At 56.7% G+C, this 17,065-nt stretch carries 17 protein-coding genes; 5 read left to right on the forward strand and 12 right to left on the reverse strand.

Going from position 1 to position 17,065, the window contains the following annotated elements; all coding sequences use genetic code 11:
* Nucleotides 1-67: 67 nt before the first annotated feature.
* The gene (locus MRX98_RS11100; RefSeq protein ID WP_246907388.1) at nt 68-901 is read right to left on the reverse strand and encodes an IclR family transcriptional regulator; all 834 of its coding nucleotides are present in this window, start codon (nt 899-901) and stop codon (nt 68-70) included.
* Between the two features lie 146 nt (nt 902-1,047).
* Here MRX98_RS11100 and MRX98_RS11105 point away from each other — a divergent pair, with 146 nt between their 5' ends.
* The 3 genes from MRX98_RS11105 to MRX98_RS11115 all read left to right on the forward strand — a co-directional run bounded on the left by MRX98_RS11105 (nt 1,048) and on the right by MRX98_RS11115 (nt 3,443).
* Entirely contained in the window at nt 1,048-1,335 is a 288-nt protein-coding gene (locus MRX98_RS11105) for a hypothetical protein (RefSeq protein WP_246907390.1), read from the forward strand.
* Nucleotides 1,336-1,440: 105 nt separating this feature from the next.
* Nucleotides 1,441-2,553, forward strand: coding sequence for a lipid II:glycine glycyltransferase FemX (locus MRX98_RS11110; RefSeq protein ID WP_246907398.1), 1,113 nt, complete (start codon nt 1,441-1,443; stop codon nt 2,551-2,553).
* 32 nt (nt 2,554-2,585) lie between these two features.
* Nucleotides 2,586-3,443 carry a YitT family protein gene (locus MRX98_RS11115; RefSeq protein ID WP_246907400.1) on the forward strand — a complete coding sequence of 286 codons (858 nt, stop codon included), beginning with the start codon at nt 2,586-2,588 and terminating at the stop codon, nt 3,441-3,443.
* Between the two features lie 40 nt (nt 3,444-3,483).
* On the opposite strand, the gene MRX98_RS22170 is transcribed toward MRX98_RS11115, so the two are convergent.
* The 5 genes from MRX98_RS22170 to MRX98_RS11140 all read right to left on the reverse strand — a co-directional run bounded on the left by MRX98_RS22170 (nt 3,484) and on the right by MRX98_RS11140 (nt 8,368).
* Complete coding sequence (locus tag MRX98_RS22170) at nt 3,484-3,888, reverse strand: GreA/GreB family elongation factor (protein ID WP_246907407.1); 405 nt, start codon at nt 3,886-3,888, stop codon at nt 3,484-3,486.
* Between the two features lie 123 nt (nt 3,889-4,011).
* Nucleotides 4,012-4,596 carry a CBS domain-containing protein gene (locus tag MRX98_RS11125; protein WP_246907419.1) on the reverse strand — a complete coding sequence of 195 codons (585 nt, stop codon included), beginning with the start codon at nt 4,594-4,596 and terminating at the stop codon, nt 4,012-4,014.
* Nucleotides 4,597-4,868: 272 nt separating this feature from the next.
* Nucleotides 4,869-6,212 carry a sigma-54-dependent transcriptional regulator gene (locus MRX98_RS11130; protein ID WP_246907422.1) on the reverse strand — a complete coding sequence of 448 codons (1,344 nt, stop codon included), beginning with the start codon at nt 6,210-6,212 and terminating at the stop codon, nt 4,869-4,871.
* A 92-nt stretch (nt 6,213-6,304) separates the two neighbouring features.
* Nucleotides 6,305-7,462 carry a sensor histidine kinase gene (locus MRX98_RS11135; protein WP_246907424.1) on the reverse strand — a complete coding sequence of 386 codons (1,158 nt, stop codon included), beginning with the start codon at nt 7,460-7,462 and terminating at the stop codon, nt 6,305-6,307.
* 540 nt (nt 7,463-8,002) lie between these two features.
* Entirely contained in the window at nt 8,003-8,368 is a 366-nt protein-coding gene (locus MRX98_RS11140) for a SpoIIAA family protein (protein WP_246907427.1), read from the reverse strand.
* 663 nt (nt 8,369-9,031) lie between these two features.
* On the opposite strand from MRX98_RS11140, the gene acsA reads away from it, so the two are divergent.
* Both acsA and MRX98_RS11150 read left to right on the forward strand, forming a co-directional pair.
* Nucleotides 9,032-10,747: an acetate--CoA ligase gene (gene acsA / locus MRX98_RS11145; protein ID WP_246907441.1), complete on the forward strand. Its 1,716-nt coding sequence runs from the start codon at nt 9,032-9,034 to the stop codon at nt 10,745-10,747.
* Nucleotides 10,744-11,196, forward strand: a complete 453-nt coding sequence (locus MRX98_RS11150) for a thiamine pyrophosphate-dependent enzyme (protein WP_246907444.1) — start codon at nt 10,744-10,746, stop codon at nt 11,194-11,196. The genes acsA and MRX98_RS11150 overlap by 4 nt, the downstream gene beginning before the upstream one ends.
* Before the next feature lie 150 nt (nt 11,197-11,346).
* On the opposite strand, the gene MRX98_RS11155 is transcribed toward MRX98_RS11150, so the two are convergent.
* The 6 genes from MRX98_RS11155 to MRX98_RS11180 form a co-directional block, all read right to left on the reverse strand.
* A complete protein-coding gene (locus MRX98_RS11155) occupies nt 11,347-11,655 on the reverse strand; it encodes a YdiU family protein (protein WP_246907447.1) in 309 nt (102 codons plus the stop codon).
* Between the two features lie 204 nt (nt 11,656-11,859).
* Nucleotides 11,860-12,093, reverse strand: a complete 234-nt coding sequence (locus MRX98_RS11160; protein ID WP_246907449.1) for a DUF2188 domain-containing protein — start codon at nt 12,091-12,093, stop codon at nt 11,860-11,862.
* Between the two features lie 13 nt (nt 12,094-12,106).
* On the reverse strand, nt 12,107-13,051 hold the full coding sequence (locus MRX98_RS11165; RefSeq protein ID WP_246907451.1) for an ADP-ribosylglycohydrolase family protein: 945 nt from the start codon (nt 13,049-13,051) through the stop codon (nt 12,107-12,109).
* Nucleotides 13,042-14,490 (reverse strand): 5-methylcytosine restriction system specificity protein McrC, encoded by a 1,449-nt coding sequence (locus MRX98_RS11170; protein ID WP_246907453.1) that lies wholly within the window; start codon nt 14,488-14,490, stop codon nt 13,042-13,044. Before MRX98_RS11170 ends, MRX98_RS11165 begins: the two co-directional genes overlap by 10 nt.
* Before the next feature lie 3 nt (nt 14,491-14,493).
* A complete protein-coding gene (locus MRX98_RS11175) occupies nt 14,494-16,137 on the reverse strand; it encodes an McrB family protein (protein WP_246907456.1) in 1,644 nt (547 codons plus the stop codon).
* The coding region (locus MRX98_RS11180) for a restriction endonuclease (RefSeq protein WP_246907459.1) at nt 16,134-17,065 on the reverse strand (932 nt) is incomplete at its 5' end. The genes MRX98_RS11175 and MRX98_RS11180, both read right to left, overlap by 4 nt.

A 17,065-nucleotide genomic window follows, 5' to 3' on the forward strand; every position in this document is an offset into this window, starting at 1 on the left:
GTGTGCCTCCTTTGGGTTGTTTCACGGTGGATGTGAAAGGCGCTTGGGCCAAACGGCCTTCCACGGTTTAATCGACGGCGGTCTTCGGCCCTTCATAGCCGATCTCGGCGGAAATTTTTTGCGCCGCTTCGCGCGCCATCCGACCGAACTTGTCCTTCTCCTCGAGATCGAAACTGAAAATGGTGGCCGACAAACCGACGCAACCGACGTGCCTGCCGTCTGCATTGAAAATGGGCGCCGCCACACGCCGCACTCCCTCTCTCATCTCCTGATCCTCGAAAGCATACCCGCAACGCTGAATTTCGCCGATCTGTTCTTCCAGGACCGCCAGATCGGTAATGGTGTATTGGGTGACCGGCGGCAAACCGATTTTCTGCAACACCTGTCGCCGCTTGTCCGGCTTCATCAGCGACAGGTAGACCTTGCCGACGCTGACCGCATGAAAGTAAAGAAAGACGCTGCCAGCGCGGGAGTAAATCGACATCTCCTCACGGCCGCGAATCTGTTCCAGCAGGATGAGTTGATCCCGGTCCAGGGTGGAGAGCTCAATGGTTTTGTGGGTGTTCCGGGACAATTCCTTCATGTATTGCCAAGCCGCTTTGCGCAGTTCGAATTTGTCGTGCAGTCCGTGTCCCAGATAAAGAAATTTCAAGCCGATCCTGTAGAGGCCCCTGCGCGCGGATTTGTCCAAAAACCCACGGTTGCAGAGCGTGTTGAGGATCCGAATAAGCGATTGGCGCGGGATGTCCAGCCTGCGCATTATGTCGGACAAGGAAAGCTCGCGGTCCGAGGCGGCGATCAACTCGAGGACATCGATGGCGCGGTGGATGGCGGGGACGTTATTGCTGTTGCCGTTGCCGTTGGCGATTCTGTCGGCTTTTCGGTTTTGATTGCAATCCATGATGGGTACCATATTTGGGTTTATTAAGAATCATATTTGGTACCTTAATGGGTGTTTTGATCGCCTGTCAAGAAAAATTTTGCGACCCCTCCATCCAATACCGGCAAGGGCACGGCGTGCCGTGCCCCTACAGGAGGATTCAAATAATGCCGCAACATGCCGTGCCGCTGCGTTATGCATGTCGGGGGTGGGTGGTTTGTAACCGGTGGCCGGAAAACTCCCGGTTTGCTGTTCTCTTTTCTGCGGTATCTGCCGTGCGCCATGCGGTGGGGGGTTGTGAAATTCGTACCTTTCTTTCCATTCTGATGCGGAAAAGCAATGCATTGCGGGTTTTCTCCAAGGCCGGTCGGACTCGACAGAACCGAATGGGTGGGGTGGGCATGGTAGTTGCTTTTGGATGTCGCCAGGTTGAGACCATTTCTATTTTCGATTGATCAACCCCAGATTGCATCTTCGGCGTGGCATGCGGCTGTCCTCTTCATGGTGACCGCGGCTGTTCCACGCGCCGTGGTGGTGCGTTTATGGTGAACGGAGCAGGAGTGAAACAGGCCATGGAAGTGATGCTGCAACCCAAGGGTTCACAGGCGCTTTTGCCGACGGATATTCTTTTTCAGAGTGTCTATTGGGGAGATGTGAAACGGCGATTGGGATGGCGCGCCCATGCGTTCGATATCGACGGGAAGGCGTCTACACAGGATATGCTGGTGCTGTCCAAGCCCATTGGACGCAACGCCGTTGCGGCATATGTGCCGCAAGGGCCGGAGTGGGCGCCGGCGCAGGAAAGCTATGGGCCCTACCTCGAGGCCTTGTCGGCGGAATTGGTGCGGCACATCGGCGACAATGTGGCCTTCATCCGCTATGACCTGCCCTGGGAATCGACCTATGCCCGGGAAATCGAGTGTTTGGAGCGGTACGATTTCCCGGATCCCGGCATCCGGGAAATTCGGATGAATTTCGGAACGAAGCACTGGCGGTTGAAAAAGGCGCCGAACGACATGACCGTGGCCCACAGCTGCGTCGTCGATATCGTCGACGAAAACCGCATGCTGTCCCGCATGAAAAGCAAGACCCGCTACAACATCAACCTCGCCCGGCGCAAGGGCGTGCAGGTAAAACCGGGCACGGTCGAGGATCTGCCGGTGTTTTACGAACTGTATCGCCGAACGGCCGAGCGCAACGGTTTCCGCACGGCGGCCTATCGGTTTTTCGAAGTGTTGTTTCCAAACGATGGCGACCACCGGGAGAAATCGGAGATTGCCTTGTTGTTGGCCACCCACGGCAGTGATGTGTTGGCCGGCGCCATCATCGCCGTCTGCGGCAAGGTCGCCCTTTTTCTGCACGGCGCATCGGGGAATCTCAAAAGAAACCTCATGGGGTCCTATGCCCTCCATTGGGAGGCGATGAAATGGGCCGCACACCGCGATTGCCACACATACGACATGGGTGCCGTTGCCCCCAACGGCAATCCGCAACACCCCTTCTTCGGCATGTATCGCTTCAAATCCGGATTCGGCGGCCGCATCGTGCATCAGAGCGGCACCTGGGATTACGCGGTAAAGGAGGATGTCTACACAGCCTTCAGGAATTGGGAGGCGACTTCTTTGGAGAGCCGGGGGCTTGAAATGACGCCCGGCATCGCCTCGGGAATGTGAAGCCGCGAGTGATGAAGATGATGAAGATGATGATGAAAATTACCAAATTCTCCAAAGAGGCCTTGGTGCAGACCCTGCTGTTGACCCTGGGCAGCACCATTTGTGCATTCGCCATCAAGGGTTTCCTGGTGCATCAGGGGTTCCTGTCCGGCGGTCTTACCGGTGCCTCCCTGGTGGTCTACTATGTGTTCCCGGAGCTGTCGTTGGCCAAAATCTATATATTGATCAACATCCCGATCTTCTTGCTGGGGGCCTACTTCGTCAGCCTCCGCTTCATTCTTTATTCCCTGTGGGGGATGGTGATCTATTCAATCATGCTGCACCTGGTGACATACCGGGTGACGATTGCCGATCCGATGCTCAGTGCCATTATCGCCGGCGGCATTTCGGGTATCGGCATCGCCATCATTCTACGCTCCCGCGGATCCACCGGCGGCAATGAAATCGTCGGCGTCATGCTGCACAAGTTGTTTTCGCTAGCCGTCGGCACGGGTGGGATCCTAGTCAATATATTGGTACTGGCCGTTTCCGCTTTCCTGTTTCCCCTGGACAAGGTCCTCTACTCCCTGATCTACGCCGTTGTGACGATGCAGGCCACCAACGCGGTCTATCATGGAATGAAAAAGCGCGAAGCGGCCATCATCATTTCCGACCACTGTGATGAGATCGCCGACATCCTGGCCCACGACCACCGGATGGGGATTACCAAACTCAGCGGCAAGGGCGGTTATCGCGGCACGGACAAAACCGTTATCTTCTCGGTCATCCACCGCCGGGATATCGCATGTCTGAAGAAGATCGTGCTGCGCAAGGACCCTGATGCCTTCATCGCCATGATGACGGCCGGTGATGTCACCGGGCTGCGGATCGGCAACCAACCGCACTGGTAGGCAGGGGCTGCGGCCGACAAGACAACCGCCGCCGTCATTTTCAATCCGGCTGCCGCGGGAGATAGGTGGTTTGTTGGATGATGTAACGGCGAACGCCTTTGCGGGTCGGGCACTCCACGAGATCGTCGACCTGGCGGCCGAAGAGCGCCGCGCCGATGGGCGCCAGGATGGAAACACGCCCCAGCGCATCGTCCGCATCGTCCGGAAACACCAGAACGAGATCGAGCGCCGCGCCGCTTCCCATTTCCTTGAGTATGATACGCGAATTGGTGGTCACCACATTGTCCGGCATTTGCGCCGCACGCACCACCCGCCCCCGGGACACTTCGTAGTACAGCCGACGGATATTGGTCCGCTCCGCGGCATCGAACAGATCACAGAACAGCATCAACCGTTCGACACGCGCCCTGTCCGGGGGCGTTATAAATATCTTTCTCGCTTTCACCCGTTGATTCCTGTCGGCATGGGCGATGGACGGTTCCTCCGCCCGTTCAGCGCGAATCGCGCCGGCGGGTGCGGTCGTATGGCGCGGGTCTTCCCACTGCCCGTCCGCACCCGTTCACTCCGCCTACGCCGGTGCGGCCACCGCCTCGAATACCGGCGCCGGGGAGACGTGAATGGCCTCGCGTATCTTGCGATACACGTCGGAGAACCGAATCAGGCCGACGATCTCCCTGCCGTCCTGCACGAAAAGAGAGCCGTGGCGTCCGACGATGAAGAGATGAAAAGCCTTATTCACCGTGTCTTCGGCTTGGGTCATCTGATCCGCGCGCGGCATGGTGATAAAGTCGCGAATTTTGATGCGTTCGGCTTTTTGGCGCAGTTTGGTCAAGGGCTTGTGCCACACGCGAAGCTGTTCTTTCATGGCGTCCAACGAAGCCTGCGCCAAACGGGTGTGGAAGCCGGGTTTGATATTGTCGATAGGGGCGAAATTGGGCTCCAGAGCCCTCACGACGTCGATGGGCGACAACTTGCCGACGATCCGTCCCCGTTCACCCATGACCAGCACGATGCGCTCGGGAGCATTGCCGGAGCGGAAGGCCAGGTCCGCCCTGTCCAAGGTCTCCAGCGCCTCCATGAAGGTGGCATTGCTCGAGATTCGCTGGAACTCGTCGACCGGCCGCATCAATTCCCTGACTTTCATTCGGTCCATTTTGACTCTCCTTTTCAAGGGTTACAGTGATGGAAAGGCGCACACCGCGCATCGGCGGCGCCGGTATGTCTTCCATTAAAGCACATAACGTGCCGGAATGAAGGAAAGTAAAACGGAACGTCCGCGGTTGGCGCAAAGCCGCCCGTGGCGTGCAATGGGCGGCCGAGCGCCGAAATGCGGCTGGTCCGCCTTCGGTGGGAGGCCGGCGGAAAGATTTTCAGAGCGGGGCGAAAACGCCCGGCGGGAGATTTCGCCCCGACGCAGGGTGCATACTATTTCAGTTTTTCCCGCAATGTCTTGCGGTTGATCTTCAGAATTTCGGCGGCCCGGGTTTTGTTGCCGCGAACGCTTTCCAGCACTTTCTGGATGTACTCGGCCTCCACCTCGGCGAGGCTGCGGTCCAATCTTCCGACCGGCGCGCGCCGGCTTTTCATGACCGGCGGCAGATCAGCCACATCGATGGTCGGGCCTTCGGCCATCAACAACAGCTTTTGCACCAGGTTCTCCAGTTCCCGCACATTGCCCGGCCAGGCGTAGCTCTTCAGGCGGCGCAGCGCCGCGTCGCTGAAACGGGGGGCTTGACCGGCCATCTGTTTGCCGAACTTGGCATGGAAATGCTTGATCAGCAGAAAAAGGTCGTCACCGCGCTCCCGCAGCGGCGGTAAGGGAATGTCGATCACGTTGATGCGATAATATAGGTCTTCGCGGAACAGTCCTTTGTCGATCAATTGCAACAGCTTCTTATTGGTGGCGCAGATCAGGCGGGTGTCGATCTGAATGGGCCGGCTGGAACCGACCCGGTAGATGGTCTTCTCCTGGATGGCCCGCAGCAGCTTGGCCTGCATGGCGAGACTCGCGTCGCCGATCTCGTCCAGAAAAAGCGTACCCCCATGGGCGATCTCGAAAAAGCCGGTGCGCGCGTTGCCGGCGCCGGTGAAGGCCCCCTTGACGTAGCCGAACAGCTCGCTTTCGATCAAATTCTCCGGCACCGCGGTGCAGTTGACCGACACAAAAGGCGCCGAGCGGCGCGCTCCGGCATAGTGGATGGCCCGCGCCACCAACTCTTTGCCGGTGCCGCTCTCGCCTGAAATGTGCACATTGGCATCGGCGACGCCGGCCTTGTCGATCAACCTGAACACTTTTTGCATCTCCGCCGAGGCGCCCACGATTCCATGGGAAGCGGCGGGCGGGGTGGTGTCGTGGGCCATCCGCTTGCGGATCAATTTGCGCACGACCACCGCCACGGCCGCCAACAGCTCCGAGTCGGTGAACGGCTTGGCCAGATAGTGCTCGGCACCGGTCTTCAGCGCCTCGACGGCCCCTTCGATCGAAGGATAGCCCGTCACCATCATGACCTCCGCGTCGGGCAAGTGCTGCCGGACATGGCGCACCATCTCCAGCCCCCCGGCCTTGGGCATCCGCAGGTCGGTGATGATGATGTCGAAGGCCGATTCGGCCAATATTTGCAATGCCTGATCCACGCCGGAACAGGTTTGCACCCCGTACCCCTCTTCTTCCAAGTGGGCCTGAATCACTTCCCGTGCATCGGCGGCGTCGTCAACCACCAGGATATTGAATCGGCCTGGGTCGAAATCGAAATCTTCCGCACCTACCATGATCGCCTCCATCTACGGCGCCGCGCGCCCTCCCGGGGGACGCGGTGAAAAAGATACCTTCCCAGGGCCTTCCGAACAGCTGCCCAATCGCATCAAGCGGGCTGTTCGCCCCCGCATTGCGCAGATGCTGTTTCGGCCGGAGGAAAAGTGATCGTAAAAACGGTACCGCCGCCCACCTGGCTCTGCACCTCGATGGCGGCATGGTGGGCATTGATGATCCCGTGGACCACCGACAACCCCAGCCCGGTGCCATGATCCACATCCTTGGTGGAGAAAAAGGGCAGGAAGATCTGCTCCATGGTCCGGGCATCCATGCCGACCCCCGTATCTTGCACCATCATGCGGGCGGCGTTTTCCACCGCAACTGTTTTCACCGTCAGCACCCCGCCATCGGGCATGGCCTGGATGGCATTGATCACCAGGTTGACCAGCACCTGGGTGATCTGGGCCGTGTCCGCGACAATCGACGGCAAGGCAGGATCGAAATCGGTCTCGAAGCGGATGCCCGACTTCTCGAAGCGCGGCACGATGAAAGAGATCCCATCGGCCAGCAAGCGGTTCAAATCCACACATGCCGTGTGCTGAGGCATGGGGCTGCTGAACAGCATCATTTTTTTGATGATCTCGCGGGCGTGCAGGCACGACTGCACGATCCGGTCCAAAAAGCGGGCCGCCTGCTCCGGCGATTCGATCTTTTTCAACGCCAACTGGGCAAAACCCAGGATCCCCGACAAGGGTTCGTTGAGCTCATGGGCCACGCCGGCCGTCAATTGGCCCATCTTCGCCAAACGATCCGCGTGCCGCAGCTGGTTTTCCAGATCGCGCTGCTTCTCGTTGGCCAGTTTGATCTCGATCATCAGGGAGATTTGACGGGCGATGGTCTGCAGCAAATTGGATTCCTCGGGCAGGAAACGATCCTCCCGGTCATCATCGCTCCCCTCCCCCGACTGCTTGTAAAATACCTCGACCACCCCCTTGGGGTGCCCCTCGATGGTCAATGTGGCGCTGATCCTGCTGGTGGATGGACTAAAGCCCTCGGTCATGAACACCTGGTCATCCACCCGGATGGCGCACCCCACCCGCTCCGGATAGTGAAAAGCCGACGGCAGGATGTTCACAATGGCATGCAACACCTCCGAAAAGGAGCGGGTCGACGGCGCCACGATCTTGGCGATCTCATACAAGCAGGACAACTCCTTGCCCCGCTCGATCAGCTTGGCCCGCTCTTCCGACACCTCACGATCCACCATGCCCCCCAACTCCTTTCCGACCCCCCAAGTCCGCCCAAGGTCCCGTCCCACCGGCGCACCGCACGCATATCCTGCCGTCGCCGGCCCACCAAACCACCCTCGCCGCTCCATCCTCGCCGCCGCAGCTTACCCTGTTTCGCCATCGGTTTCAATTTTGGTTGCTCTGCGGGTCGCAGTGCCCTGTAGGTTCGATCATCCCATAATTCAGGGGGAATGCACACCGGACCGTCAAGGGAGATACACACGGGTTTGGTGTCGCGATTTACCGTGACCCGGCAGGAATTTTCGACGCTGTAGGGGCACGGCACGCCGTGCCCCCGCCGGTGGCAATATTGCTAATGCCGCGAAAATGATCCGGCATTGTCGAAATTTTCACGCCTCTCAGAGAATGCTCGTATCCCTGCACCGGATCCAATCGTGGTGGGTTGCGCTACAGGGCACGGCATGCCGTGCCCCTACGGAGAGGTATCCATACGTTTCATGGAAGGATGCATATCGTCGGTTGCAAAGGGGTGCAGAACACAAACAGCAGCATGCGGGTTACGCCTGTTCTTGCAACCAGGACAAAGCTTCTTCGGCTTGGGGGCGATCAAAGTAATTGGCGCGGATGCCGCCGAACAACCCGAACAGGGCCACCCACGTGTTGGCCCAGGCATGATCGCCGATGACCGCCATGCGGACCAGTTTTTCGCTCGTCTCTTTTACGAACCGTAGATTTTCGTAAAGGCTTTCAGCCCCCATGAAGCCGGAATCGGCCTCATATACCACCAGCAGCCGCACCGGGCCGTACTGCCGGCTGTGCGCCTGGATCAGTCCGACCAACTCTCGGTGTTCCCGCTCAGTGATCTCCTGGCGGATGCGGACCCCGAAAAGGGGACCTTCGGGCATGGGGATGCGTTGATACATGACCATCTCCTTTCCTGATCCCCAAACATAAGCCCCTGCACCGACAGACGCAAGCAGTGGACCGTGCGTAGCCGAGCAAAACACCGGCGGGGGTGGTGGTTGAGGGTAGTGAAGGAGGAGGAGAAGTAGGTGGAAGAAATGGAACGGCCGTGGTGGGTTGCGGACCAGGGCACGGCGTGCCGTGCCCCTACGGAAGGTGTCCCGCCATGAAGGGGTTTGGCGTGCCGGGCGTCATGGGGGATATTTGACGGTGCGGGGATATGGCATGCAGGGCCGTTGCGGATTGCCGGACACCGCATCCCATCATATGCGCATGGCCTATTCGAATCCGTTGTGCGCATCCCATATGCGAATCCCTATGCGTTTGCGCATACCCGCGCGCATACCCGCAGGCGTTTCCCATTTCCATGATTCCAATATCCATGATTCCCACCTTTGTGATTCCCGCTTCCGCAATTCCCATACTCGTTTGATCCCCATATCCGTTGACAGGTTCAGCCCCCCTGACCTATGATTTTTTATAGGATGCTTTTCTTTGCGCCACGGAGCCACCAGGGTCGAGCATCTCCGTTGCTCAAGCCCCACCGTTTCACAGACAGCATCGAGCGAGGTACGAACTTGTTTTGGACCTCCATCCCGAAGTGCCCGGAAATTTTTCAAAAAATGCCGCACTTGCTGGATTATGCCGCCACTTGTGCCGGCTTTTCCTGGGATGCGATCCGCGCGGAGCTGCAGGGGCTACCGGACAATAGGGGGCTCAACATCGCCCATGAGGCGGTGGATCGCCATGCCGACGGACCGCTTGGCGACCGCGTGGCCCTGCAGTGGCTGGGTGCCGACGACGCCGTTCGCGCCATCACCTATGCCGAACTGAAAGCCCTGAGCAATCGCTTCGCCAATGTGCTCCGCGAACTGGGCATCGGCGCAGCCGATACGGTCTGCGCATTGGCCGGGCGGATTCCCGAGTTGTATGTCGCGGCCCTGGGCACCCTCAAAAATCGCAGCGTCTTTTGTCCCCTCTTCTCCGCCTTCGGGCCCGAACCCATTTTCCAGCGACTGAGCCGGGGCGATGCGAAACTCCTGCTGACCAGCGAACGGCTTTACCGCCTGAAGGTGCACCCCCTGCGGGACAAGCTGCCCAAGCTCGAGCATGTGCTCCTGACCGATGCAGAGAGCCATCCGGAAGGCGGTCTCCTGTCGCTGCCCGAACGCATGGCGGCGGCCTCCGCCGACTTCGTCATCCCCCCGACCGACCCCGAAGATGTCGCGCTGTTGCACTTCACCAGCGGCACCACCGGCATGCCCAAAGGCGCGCTCCATGTGCACGGCGCCGCGCTGGTGCACTACATGACCGGCAAATACGTGATGGATTTTCACCCGGACGATGTCTTCTGGTGTACGGCCGACCCGGGCTGGGTGACCGGCACTTCCTACGGCATCATTGCGCCGCTGATGCACGGCATCCGCAACGTGGTCGACGAAGCCGATTTCGACGCCGTGCGCTGGTGCCGCATCCTTGCCGAACAGCACGTGAGCGTCTGGTACACGGCGCCCACGGCCATCCGCCGTTTCATGCGCATGGGGATCGAGCCCGTCCACGACTACGATTTGAGCCGTTTGCGCGTCCTTCACAGCGTCGGCGAACCGCTCAATCCCGAAGCCGTGGTGTGGGGCGTGAAGGCTTTGGGACTGCCGATCCACGACAACTGGTGGCAAACGGAAACCGGCGGCATCATGATCGCCAATTTTCCCGCCATGGAGATCCGGCCCGGATCCATGGGCCGGCCGCTGCCCGGCATCGAGGCGGCCATCGTCCGGCGCCGCAATGACGGCAGCGTCGAGCCGATCGAGGCGCCGGACGTCCAGGGCGATCTGGCCCTGCGCCCGGGATGGCCCTCCATGTTCCGGGGCTACCTGCACGACGAGGAGCGCTACCGCAAATGTTTCGATGGCGGCTGGTACCTGACCGGCGACCTGGCCCGGCGCGATGCGGACGGCTATTTCTGGTTCGTGGGCCGCGCCGATGACATCATCAAAACCTCGGGCCACATGGTGGGCCCTTTCGAAGTCGAAAGCACCCTCATGGAGCACCCGGCCGTGGCCGAAGCCGGCGTCATCGGCAAGCCGGACCCGCTGATCGGGGAGATGGTGAAGGCCTTCGTGGCCCTCAAGCCGGGCTTTGCGCCCGGTGATGATTTGCGGTTGGAACTGATCGGTTTCGCCCGCAAAAAGCTCGGTTCGGCCGTGGCGCCCAAGGAGATCGATTTCAAGCCGGACCTGCCCAAAAACAAGGCCGGCAAGATCATGCGCCGTCTGCTCAAAGCCCGCGAACTGGGCCTGCCCGAAGGGGACCTTTCGACACTGGAGGATTCGGCATGAACTCACCCGATAGCAATCCCTCGGCGGCGACGGGGGTGGACCGCGACCACGCATTGCACTTGCTGCGCGCCATGATCCGCATCCGGCGCCTGGAGGAAAAGTGCGCCGAACTCTACAGCGCCATGAAGATACGCGGCTTTCTGCACCTTTATGACGGAGAAGAGGCGGTGGCCGTCGGCGTGCTGCAAGCGCTTAAACCGGACGATGCCGTCGTGGCCACCTATCGCGAGCACGCCCACGCGCTCACCCGGGGCATATCCGCGGGCGCCATCCTGGGCGCCCGGGGGGACGGCGCCCGGGGGGACGGGCGCCCGGGGGGACGTTCGTCAGTTATCCAGATTCGCAACGACAAGAAGAACATAAACTTGCATCGCACTTCACTTTGCCGATCAACATCATACCGGAACAATCAGCAACTGCATGCGCCGGCAACCAGGCTCGATGGTTGAAAAAGGAACCTAGAGCGCCGCCCCTTTACCCTTTAACCTCCATCCCCGGTCAACGCCGGCACCACCCCCTCCCCCGGCATTGCCCCTATACCAACGATGCCGGATCTGTTTCCATGGTGCGGTACCAAGAGGATCAACTCGCCGGCGGGCTCACGTCCCGCAGAAAGTGCGGTAGGCCCGCGACGATGGTGGCGCCGGCAGGTGATAGCCGGCCTGTTCCGGTGGATCCTGGTAGGGTTGCGACAGAAATCCCAGCAGCTTTTCCATGACGGTGAAGTCGGCCCGCTCCACGGCCGCCTCCAGAGCCTCTTCCACCCGGTGATTGCGGGCAATGACCGCCGGGTTGCTGGTTGTCATGAGCCTATGGGATGCCTCACGGGAATCGGGTTGCCGTTTCAGCCGGGCCTGCCAGCGCTCGAACCACTGTTTGCAATCCGGCGCCTGGAACAGGGAGGACACGGAGCCTTACCCCAATTCGTTCTCCAAACCAAAATACATCCGCAAACCCTGTTTATTCAACACCTTATCTCACATCAAATCCATTCAACCTGTCGGACCCCGAGAGAAATTTAATTCTCTACATTTTCCCGAAACAGAGAACGGACGTGGGTTCGATTCCCGGTTGAATACCCGGCGGTGTGTTTTACAAACCATGTCTTGTTGTTAGCCCTTGGGTGGATATGGATCGTTTCCGTGGCTGTCTTTTCTTTGAATCTTTCCATCCTTCCCATGGATAACAAACTCAGTACTTTGGTTCTGGCTGATCTTGCGCCCGGCATCGACGGCATCCTGCTTCTTGTCGAAGTGGCCGCTACTGCGGGTCGCTCCGTCTTTCTTGACATCCCAGCCGCCATCGGCGTTTGGGACTACATGATGTGAACCTGCTTTTTTAGTCATAGTGACCTCCATTTTATATGTTGTAAGAAATTAGTTGTTTCGACAGCTCCAGAACATCCACCGGCCAGAAGCATTCCGGGCGTGGGTGGTGTACTCGCGGATGTCTGGCCCCTGGGCGGCAGTTCTGCAGGGAGTCGAGCCACTGGGCCGGAATAGCCTCCCGACCGCACACAGCGCCTAACAGCGCCCCGCAAATGGCCGCGTTGGTATCGGTGTCGCCACCGCGCATGATGGTATCGACAACACCTTCTTCGAGGTTCGATGCCTGAAGCAGCTGATACAGGGCATTCTGAAAAGCGATCATTACCCAGCCCTGCTGGTGAACGTAGTCCGCTGGCGGCTCTTCGGCTGCCTTGTCGATGGTACCCAGCAAAGCGGGTTCAACGGGCATGTCGAGCCCCCACTGCCGGATGTGCTGGTACAGCTCTTTGCGGTCGCAGCCGGATTGAATAGCGTGGGCAATCCCCATGGCAAACAGCGCGTTGGCCTGTTGGCAGATCAGGTTGGGATGTGTAATTGCTGCATCCTGCATGGCCCATTCAGCGACCTGATTCAGTTCAAATCCGGCTCCGAATATTCCGAGCGGGCTGATCCGCATCATCGCTCCGTTGGCCTGACTTTCCGGATTGGGGTTGCCCCGAAGCCCGGCCGAAATGGTCATGCCGCAATCAAACGGATCAGAACTCAACCAGTATTGATATTCTTTACGTGCCGCCTCCGGATCATAAGAACCGGTTTTCACCAGCATCCGAGCAAGGAGCAGAGCCATCTCAGAATCATCCGTCGGCTGACCGGCAATGGTATTCCATTTGCCACCATCGGCCAGCTCCCGGACACCATCAGGATAGCTGCGCCGAATCTCATCTGGGGACTGAAACTCAACCAGACTCCCCAGTGCATCACCAGCAAGCTGGCCCAGCAGGCATCCTTGGGCTCTTGAATTCTTACCTATGCCCATGCAGCGATCTTTTCCTTAATCAGTATTCTCGACTGTATAGTATCAATGAACATACGACACTGTTCGCTCATGAGCCTGTTAAAATCAAGAGATGTATTGTCAGGGATTTTCAGGAAAAGGACATGAAACGGGATATCTTGTCCTTGCTGGCGAACAACATCAGAAATTAGCCCCTGCGTTTTATCCAGATTGAGTGCAGCCCATCTATCTTCAGATATCGGGTAAACAAAGCCACACCCCTTTATCGAGGCCCCATTTCCATACTGCCCTATGTATGTGTGCAGCTGGAAAAGGTCTTCTCGCTTGACGCCGAATTGTGGGTCAAAGGCTTTATACTTCACATCAAAGACGTACAGACCGCCATCACTCTCAAAAACAAGGTCCGGTTCAAGTTTGCGCATGTAGCTGCCGAGAGCACCGGCCGGTATTTCATAGCGTCGCTCGAACTTGCTAAGCAGCCGAACCCCATCTCGCTTGATGAGCTTCCGGATAAAATATTCGAAAAGCATCGATATATCGAAAAAGAAGGCGCTCGAATCATGCTGGGAGTCAAAATCAGAACCTTGCTGGTTGATGACTTGTTTCGATAAATCTATCAGCACGTTATAGTCGTTGTAGAAAGGATTGGTGAAATACGGCGTTCTCAAGATTTCCTGACGGGATCTTTTCACACCCTGATTAGCGGTAAGAAAAGCATTGTAGACATTCCTTGTACGCTGGCAAAAAGAGTATTGCTCAACCGCCTCATAGGCTTTGATGAAAAGTGAGGTCGCAGGGCTGTCGTAGCTGTGTTCACGGTAGGAGCATAAGTACTTTCCGGAGGTTTTGTTCCGGAAGTAGTCAACCGCATCGATTGTTCCGCGAACGCGGGAAATCCGATCATTCTTTGTAATGTAGGTCTTGGGCAGCCCCAGCCGGTAAGCTCTCTTGAACTTGATATTCCAAAGATATGCAAGGAGCCACTCGTAACCATCGGCGTGACTTTCACCGCCAATATTTTCCAGTTCAAGAAACCCGTCGGCATCGGCAATGATGTACTGAAGAAAAGCATCACCAAAACGTGAGCTGATCTTCAGGGAATAATCCCCACGTTTGACAAACCCAATCAGATTGCCTGTGTTGAGATTGAAATTTCTGGCATCCGTACCGGTTACACCGATAAAGCCGCCGTCGGTATTGTGTTCGTAATCTTCATCATTGAATAGGATTAGTGCATCGGCAATATTGTCATTCAGCGTTTTTTCGACATCACGAGAAACCGAATTTAAAAAATGCCAAATAGCAGACTCGTCGTTATGAGGATAGGTCCACTGGCCTTTTGATTTGGTACTGAGGGCAATCGATTCACCCAAACGTCTATTGGTCAAGATGCCTTGGTTGACCAAATAAGACTGGTTATCGACCAGAGTCCCGTTCTTTATGATATCGAACAGCCACACGATTTAAACCCCGAATGCCTTTCCGAAAGAACCGATGAGCTCAGCCTCCTTGCCGGTACCGCGTAGGTATTCCTGCAGCAAAGGCCGGATGCAATCATCCCAGACACGCTCTCTTACTTCCGCAACCGTAAGGCTGGTGGCATACTTCAAGTTCATCAAATAGGCATGACCGATTTGGTAATCATGGCCCAGCAAAGGTTCCTTGGCTATCTGGGTGTTCAGCCGTTCAAGGTTATCCGCCAGAGGGACCCAGGTTTTGCAGAACTGGTTCAGATGGTATCTCAATAGCCCTGTATCCGGCGTCACTTCTTCCCAGCGGAATCTGCGTCGGAGAGCGAAATCAAAGCTTTCCACACTCCGGTCAATGGTATTCATCGTTCCGATCAGATAGATGTTTGTCGGGATGAAGAACAGGTATCCTTGATCGGTCTGAAGCATGCCGGTGCCTTCGTTATTCAAATTGGCATATTGGGTTTTGACGCCGCCTTTAATGCCTCGATATTCCAAGCAATACATCAGCTCACCAAAAACCCGAGACAACTCAGCCCGGTTCACTTCATCGATTATAAAGAAGAATGGAGGTACAGCATCGGATACCAGCTTGGATGCGTCTGAGATTTCGAAGATGTACTGCCAATGATCACCTGATAATTTTTCTCTATGGGGACGAAGCTCATCGATCGTAATTGATTCCCAGTCCCGATCGAGACCAAGACCGCAAACATCAATCTCCCACTTTCCGGCGTTTCGACAAAACTCCTTGAAAACACCATTCTGCAACGTCAACTGCGCGGCTCCATTACCATCCAGAACGGGGCGTAAGCCCTCCATGAAATCCTCATAGCTGAAAGACGGATGAAATTGCACCAGCTCAATCTGACTTCCATGTGTGAGAGCGCTGTTTGGAGCAAACTCTTCTTTCCAGATATCAAACAACAGAGAGGTCTGCTGGCGAGCTTGGTATGTTTTCCCTGTTCCGGGAGCGCCGTATTTAACGATCTGCTTTTTCAGGCTGAATGGATTGGACAGATTCTCGTAGAGCACCCAAACAAACTGACTCAGATAAAACTCGTCCGTTTTATTGTCCCGAAGCTCATCGCTGAACTCATCTTTGATGATCTTCAGCAGGAAAATGTTTTTTGAATACCAATCTTGATCCTCTTCGGCCGGATATGCCGGGATAATTCCTTCACGAATAAGCCAGCTGAAGACCTGATTAAACTTACCGGAATCAACAGTAGTGGAGACTTCGAGCGTGCAGGCTGCCGCCACACGATTGACAAGAACCGGATTGTTGGACTTGCCTTGGGCAGACCACGCATCGTCAAATTTCTGGAAGTTCTCTTTGTTGGGGGTCTGGATGAATTCTTCCAGCGCAGATATGAAATCCTTGTTTTTGATGAAAGCCTGAAAGTTTTCGTTGCTTAAAACAGACTGGCCGCGAGAAGCGATCCCGTTGCTTTTTTCATAGAGGAGCTGCTTCAGGAAAGCCTCATCAGTTTGAGATAAGCCTTCTCCTGATTTGATACGTTCACGGATCTGCCCGACCTGACCGTAAAACTCACGATAGGCATCATGCCAGCCTTTGACTTCATGTTTCCGGTTTTCAATCAGGTATTTGTAAAGATTCTTCAGTCTGCTTTTCATTTCAGCCCCTTATTTTCTAAATCGTTCTCTTGTTCAGCGATCGGCAGTTCCTCCAGCTCGAAAAGGTCGTGTGACATGCGGCGGACACCTATGTTGTATTCCATCAGCAGTGTGACCAGCTGTTCGCCATTCATCAGGCCCACGGGCGTTTTATCCGGCTGATTGGCTTCCTTGATGGCTCCGGTGCTGAAGTCGCTGGTGGTGATGATCAATCCCTGTTCATGCGCACCAAGACTGCCGCGTACCTGCTGAACAGTCGGGCTCTGGATATTGCCTTTCCAGCGTTTTGCCTGAACAGCCATCTTAATGCGGACCACATCGCTGATCAGCAGCGTGCCACGGACATCGATACCGCCGTCGCCACCGTACTTAGTCACCTCGATGCTTTCAAAGCCCATCTCAGCCAGCAGCTGTCCAACCAGCTCCTCGAATTGTGCCGGGCTCAGATCCATCAGCTGGGAAAGCAGCTTCTTCCGGATCTCTCGGTTGTGCTTGGAAATCTGATACGGCAGGCCGGTACCCATCCATTTGACGAGGCTGTAATACCCGGGTGATGTGCGAACAAACCGACCGGGTTCACCACTGGCCTTTGATCGTTTGAGTTCAGTCACCAACTGAGCGTTCATGGTTGCTTCAGGAGTCTTGCCGGAGGTATTCAACCAGCCCTGATTCATGGCTTTGTCAGTAATATCCCGGTAATGCATCGGTTGCTTATTAGCAAAGAATTCAAGCACAGCCTCTGCTGCCTGAAGGAAGGACATAACCTGTCCTTTTGGCGGAGCGCCATAAGGAACTGGCTCCTCTGAACGACACATCGCCGGAGCCTCTTCTTTTATATCGCAAACAGCAACAATCTGAGTATCCCGAAGGAAGAACGTCTGAGGCGCAACTTTCACAAAGGTCGACTGGTCCCCATGCTTTTTAATAT

This window comes from Desulfatitalea alkaliphila, assembly GCF_022968795.1.
Classification (GTDB): domain Bacteria; phylum Desulfobacterota; class Desulfobacteria; order Desulfobacterales; family Desulfosarcinaceae; genus Desulfatitalea; species Desulfatitalea alkaliphila.

Excerpts from the sequence above, each read along its gene's own strand:
- MRX98_RS11100 (WP_246907388.1), bottom strand. The coding sequence starts at position 901 with ATGGATTGCAATCAAAACCGAAAAGCCGACAGAATCGCCAACGGCAAC.
- MRX98_RS11105 (WP_246907390.1), top strand. The coding sequence starts at position 1,048 with ATGCCGCAACATGCCGTGCCGCTGCGTTATGCATGTCGGGGGTGGGTG.
- MRX98_RS11115 (WP_246907400.1), top strand. The coding sequence starts at position 2,586 with ATGAAAATTACCAAATTCTCCAAAGAGGCCTTGGTGCAGACCCTGCTG.
- MRX98_RS11125 (WP_246907419.1), bottom strand. The coding sequence starts at position 4,596 with ATGGACCGAATGAAAGTCAGGGAATTGATGCGGCCGGTCGACGAGTTC.
- MRX98_RS11130 (WP_246907422.1), bottom strand. The coding sequence starts at position 6,212 with ATGGTAGGTGCGGAAGATTTCGATTTCGACCCAGGCCGATTCAATATC.
- MRX98_RS11135 (WP_246907424.1), bottom strand. The coding sequence starts at position 7,462 with ATGGTGGATCGTGAGGTGTCGGAAGAGCGGGCCAAGCTGATCGAGCGG.
- MRX98_RS11140 (WP_246907427.1), bottom strand. The coding sequence starts at position 8,368 with ATGTATCAACGCATCCCCATGCCCGAAGGTCCCCTTTTCGGGGTCCGC.
- acsA (WP_246907441.1), top strand. The coding sequence starts at position 9,032 with ATGCCGCACTTGCTGGATTATGCCGCCACTTGTGCCGGCTTTTCCTGG.
- MRX98_RS11150 (WP_246907444.1), top strand. The coding sequence starts at position 10,744 with ATGAACTCACCCGATAGCAATCCCTCGGCGGCGACGGGGGTGGACCGC.
- MRX98_RS11160 (WP_246907449.1), bottom strand. The coding sequence starts at position 12,093 with ATGACTAAAAAAGCAGGTTCACATCATGTAGTCCCAAACGCCGATGGC.
- MRX98_RS11165 (WP_246907451.1), bottom strand. The coding sequence starts at position 13,051 with ATGGGCATAGGTAAGAATTCAAGAGCCCAAGGATGCCTGCTGGGCCAG.
- MRX98_RS11175 (WP_246907456.1), bottom strand. The coding sequence starts at position 16,137 with ATGAAAAGCAGACTGAAGAATCTTTACAAATACCTGATTGAAAACCGG.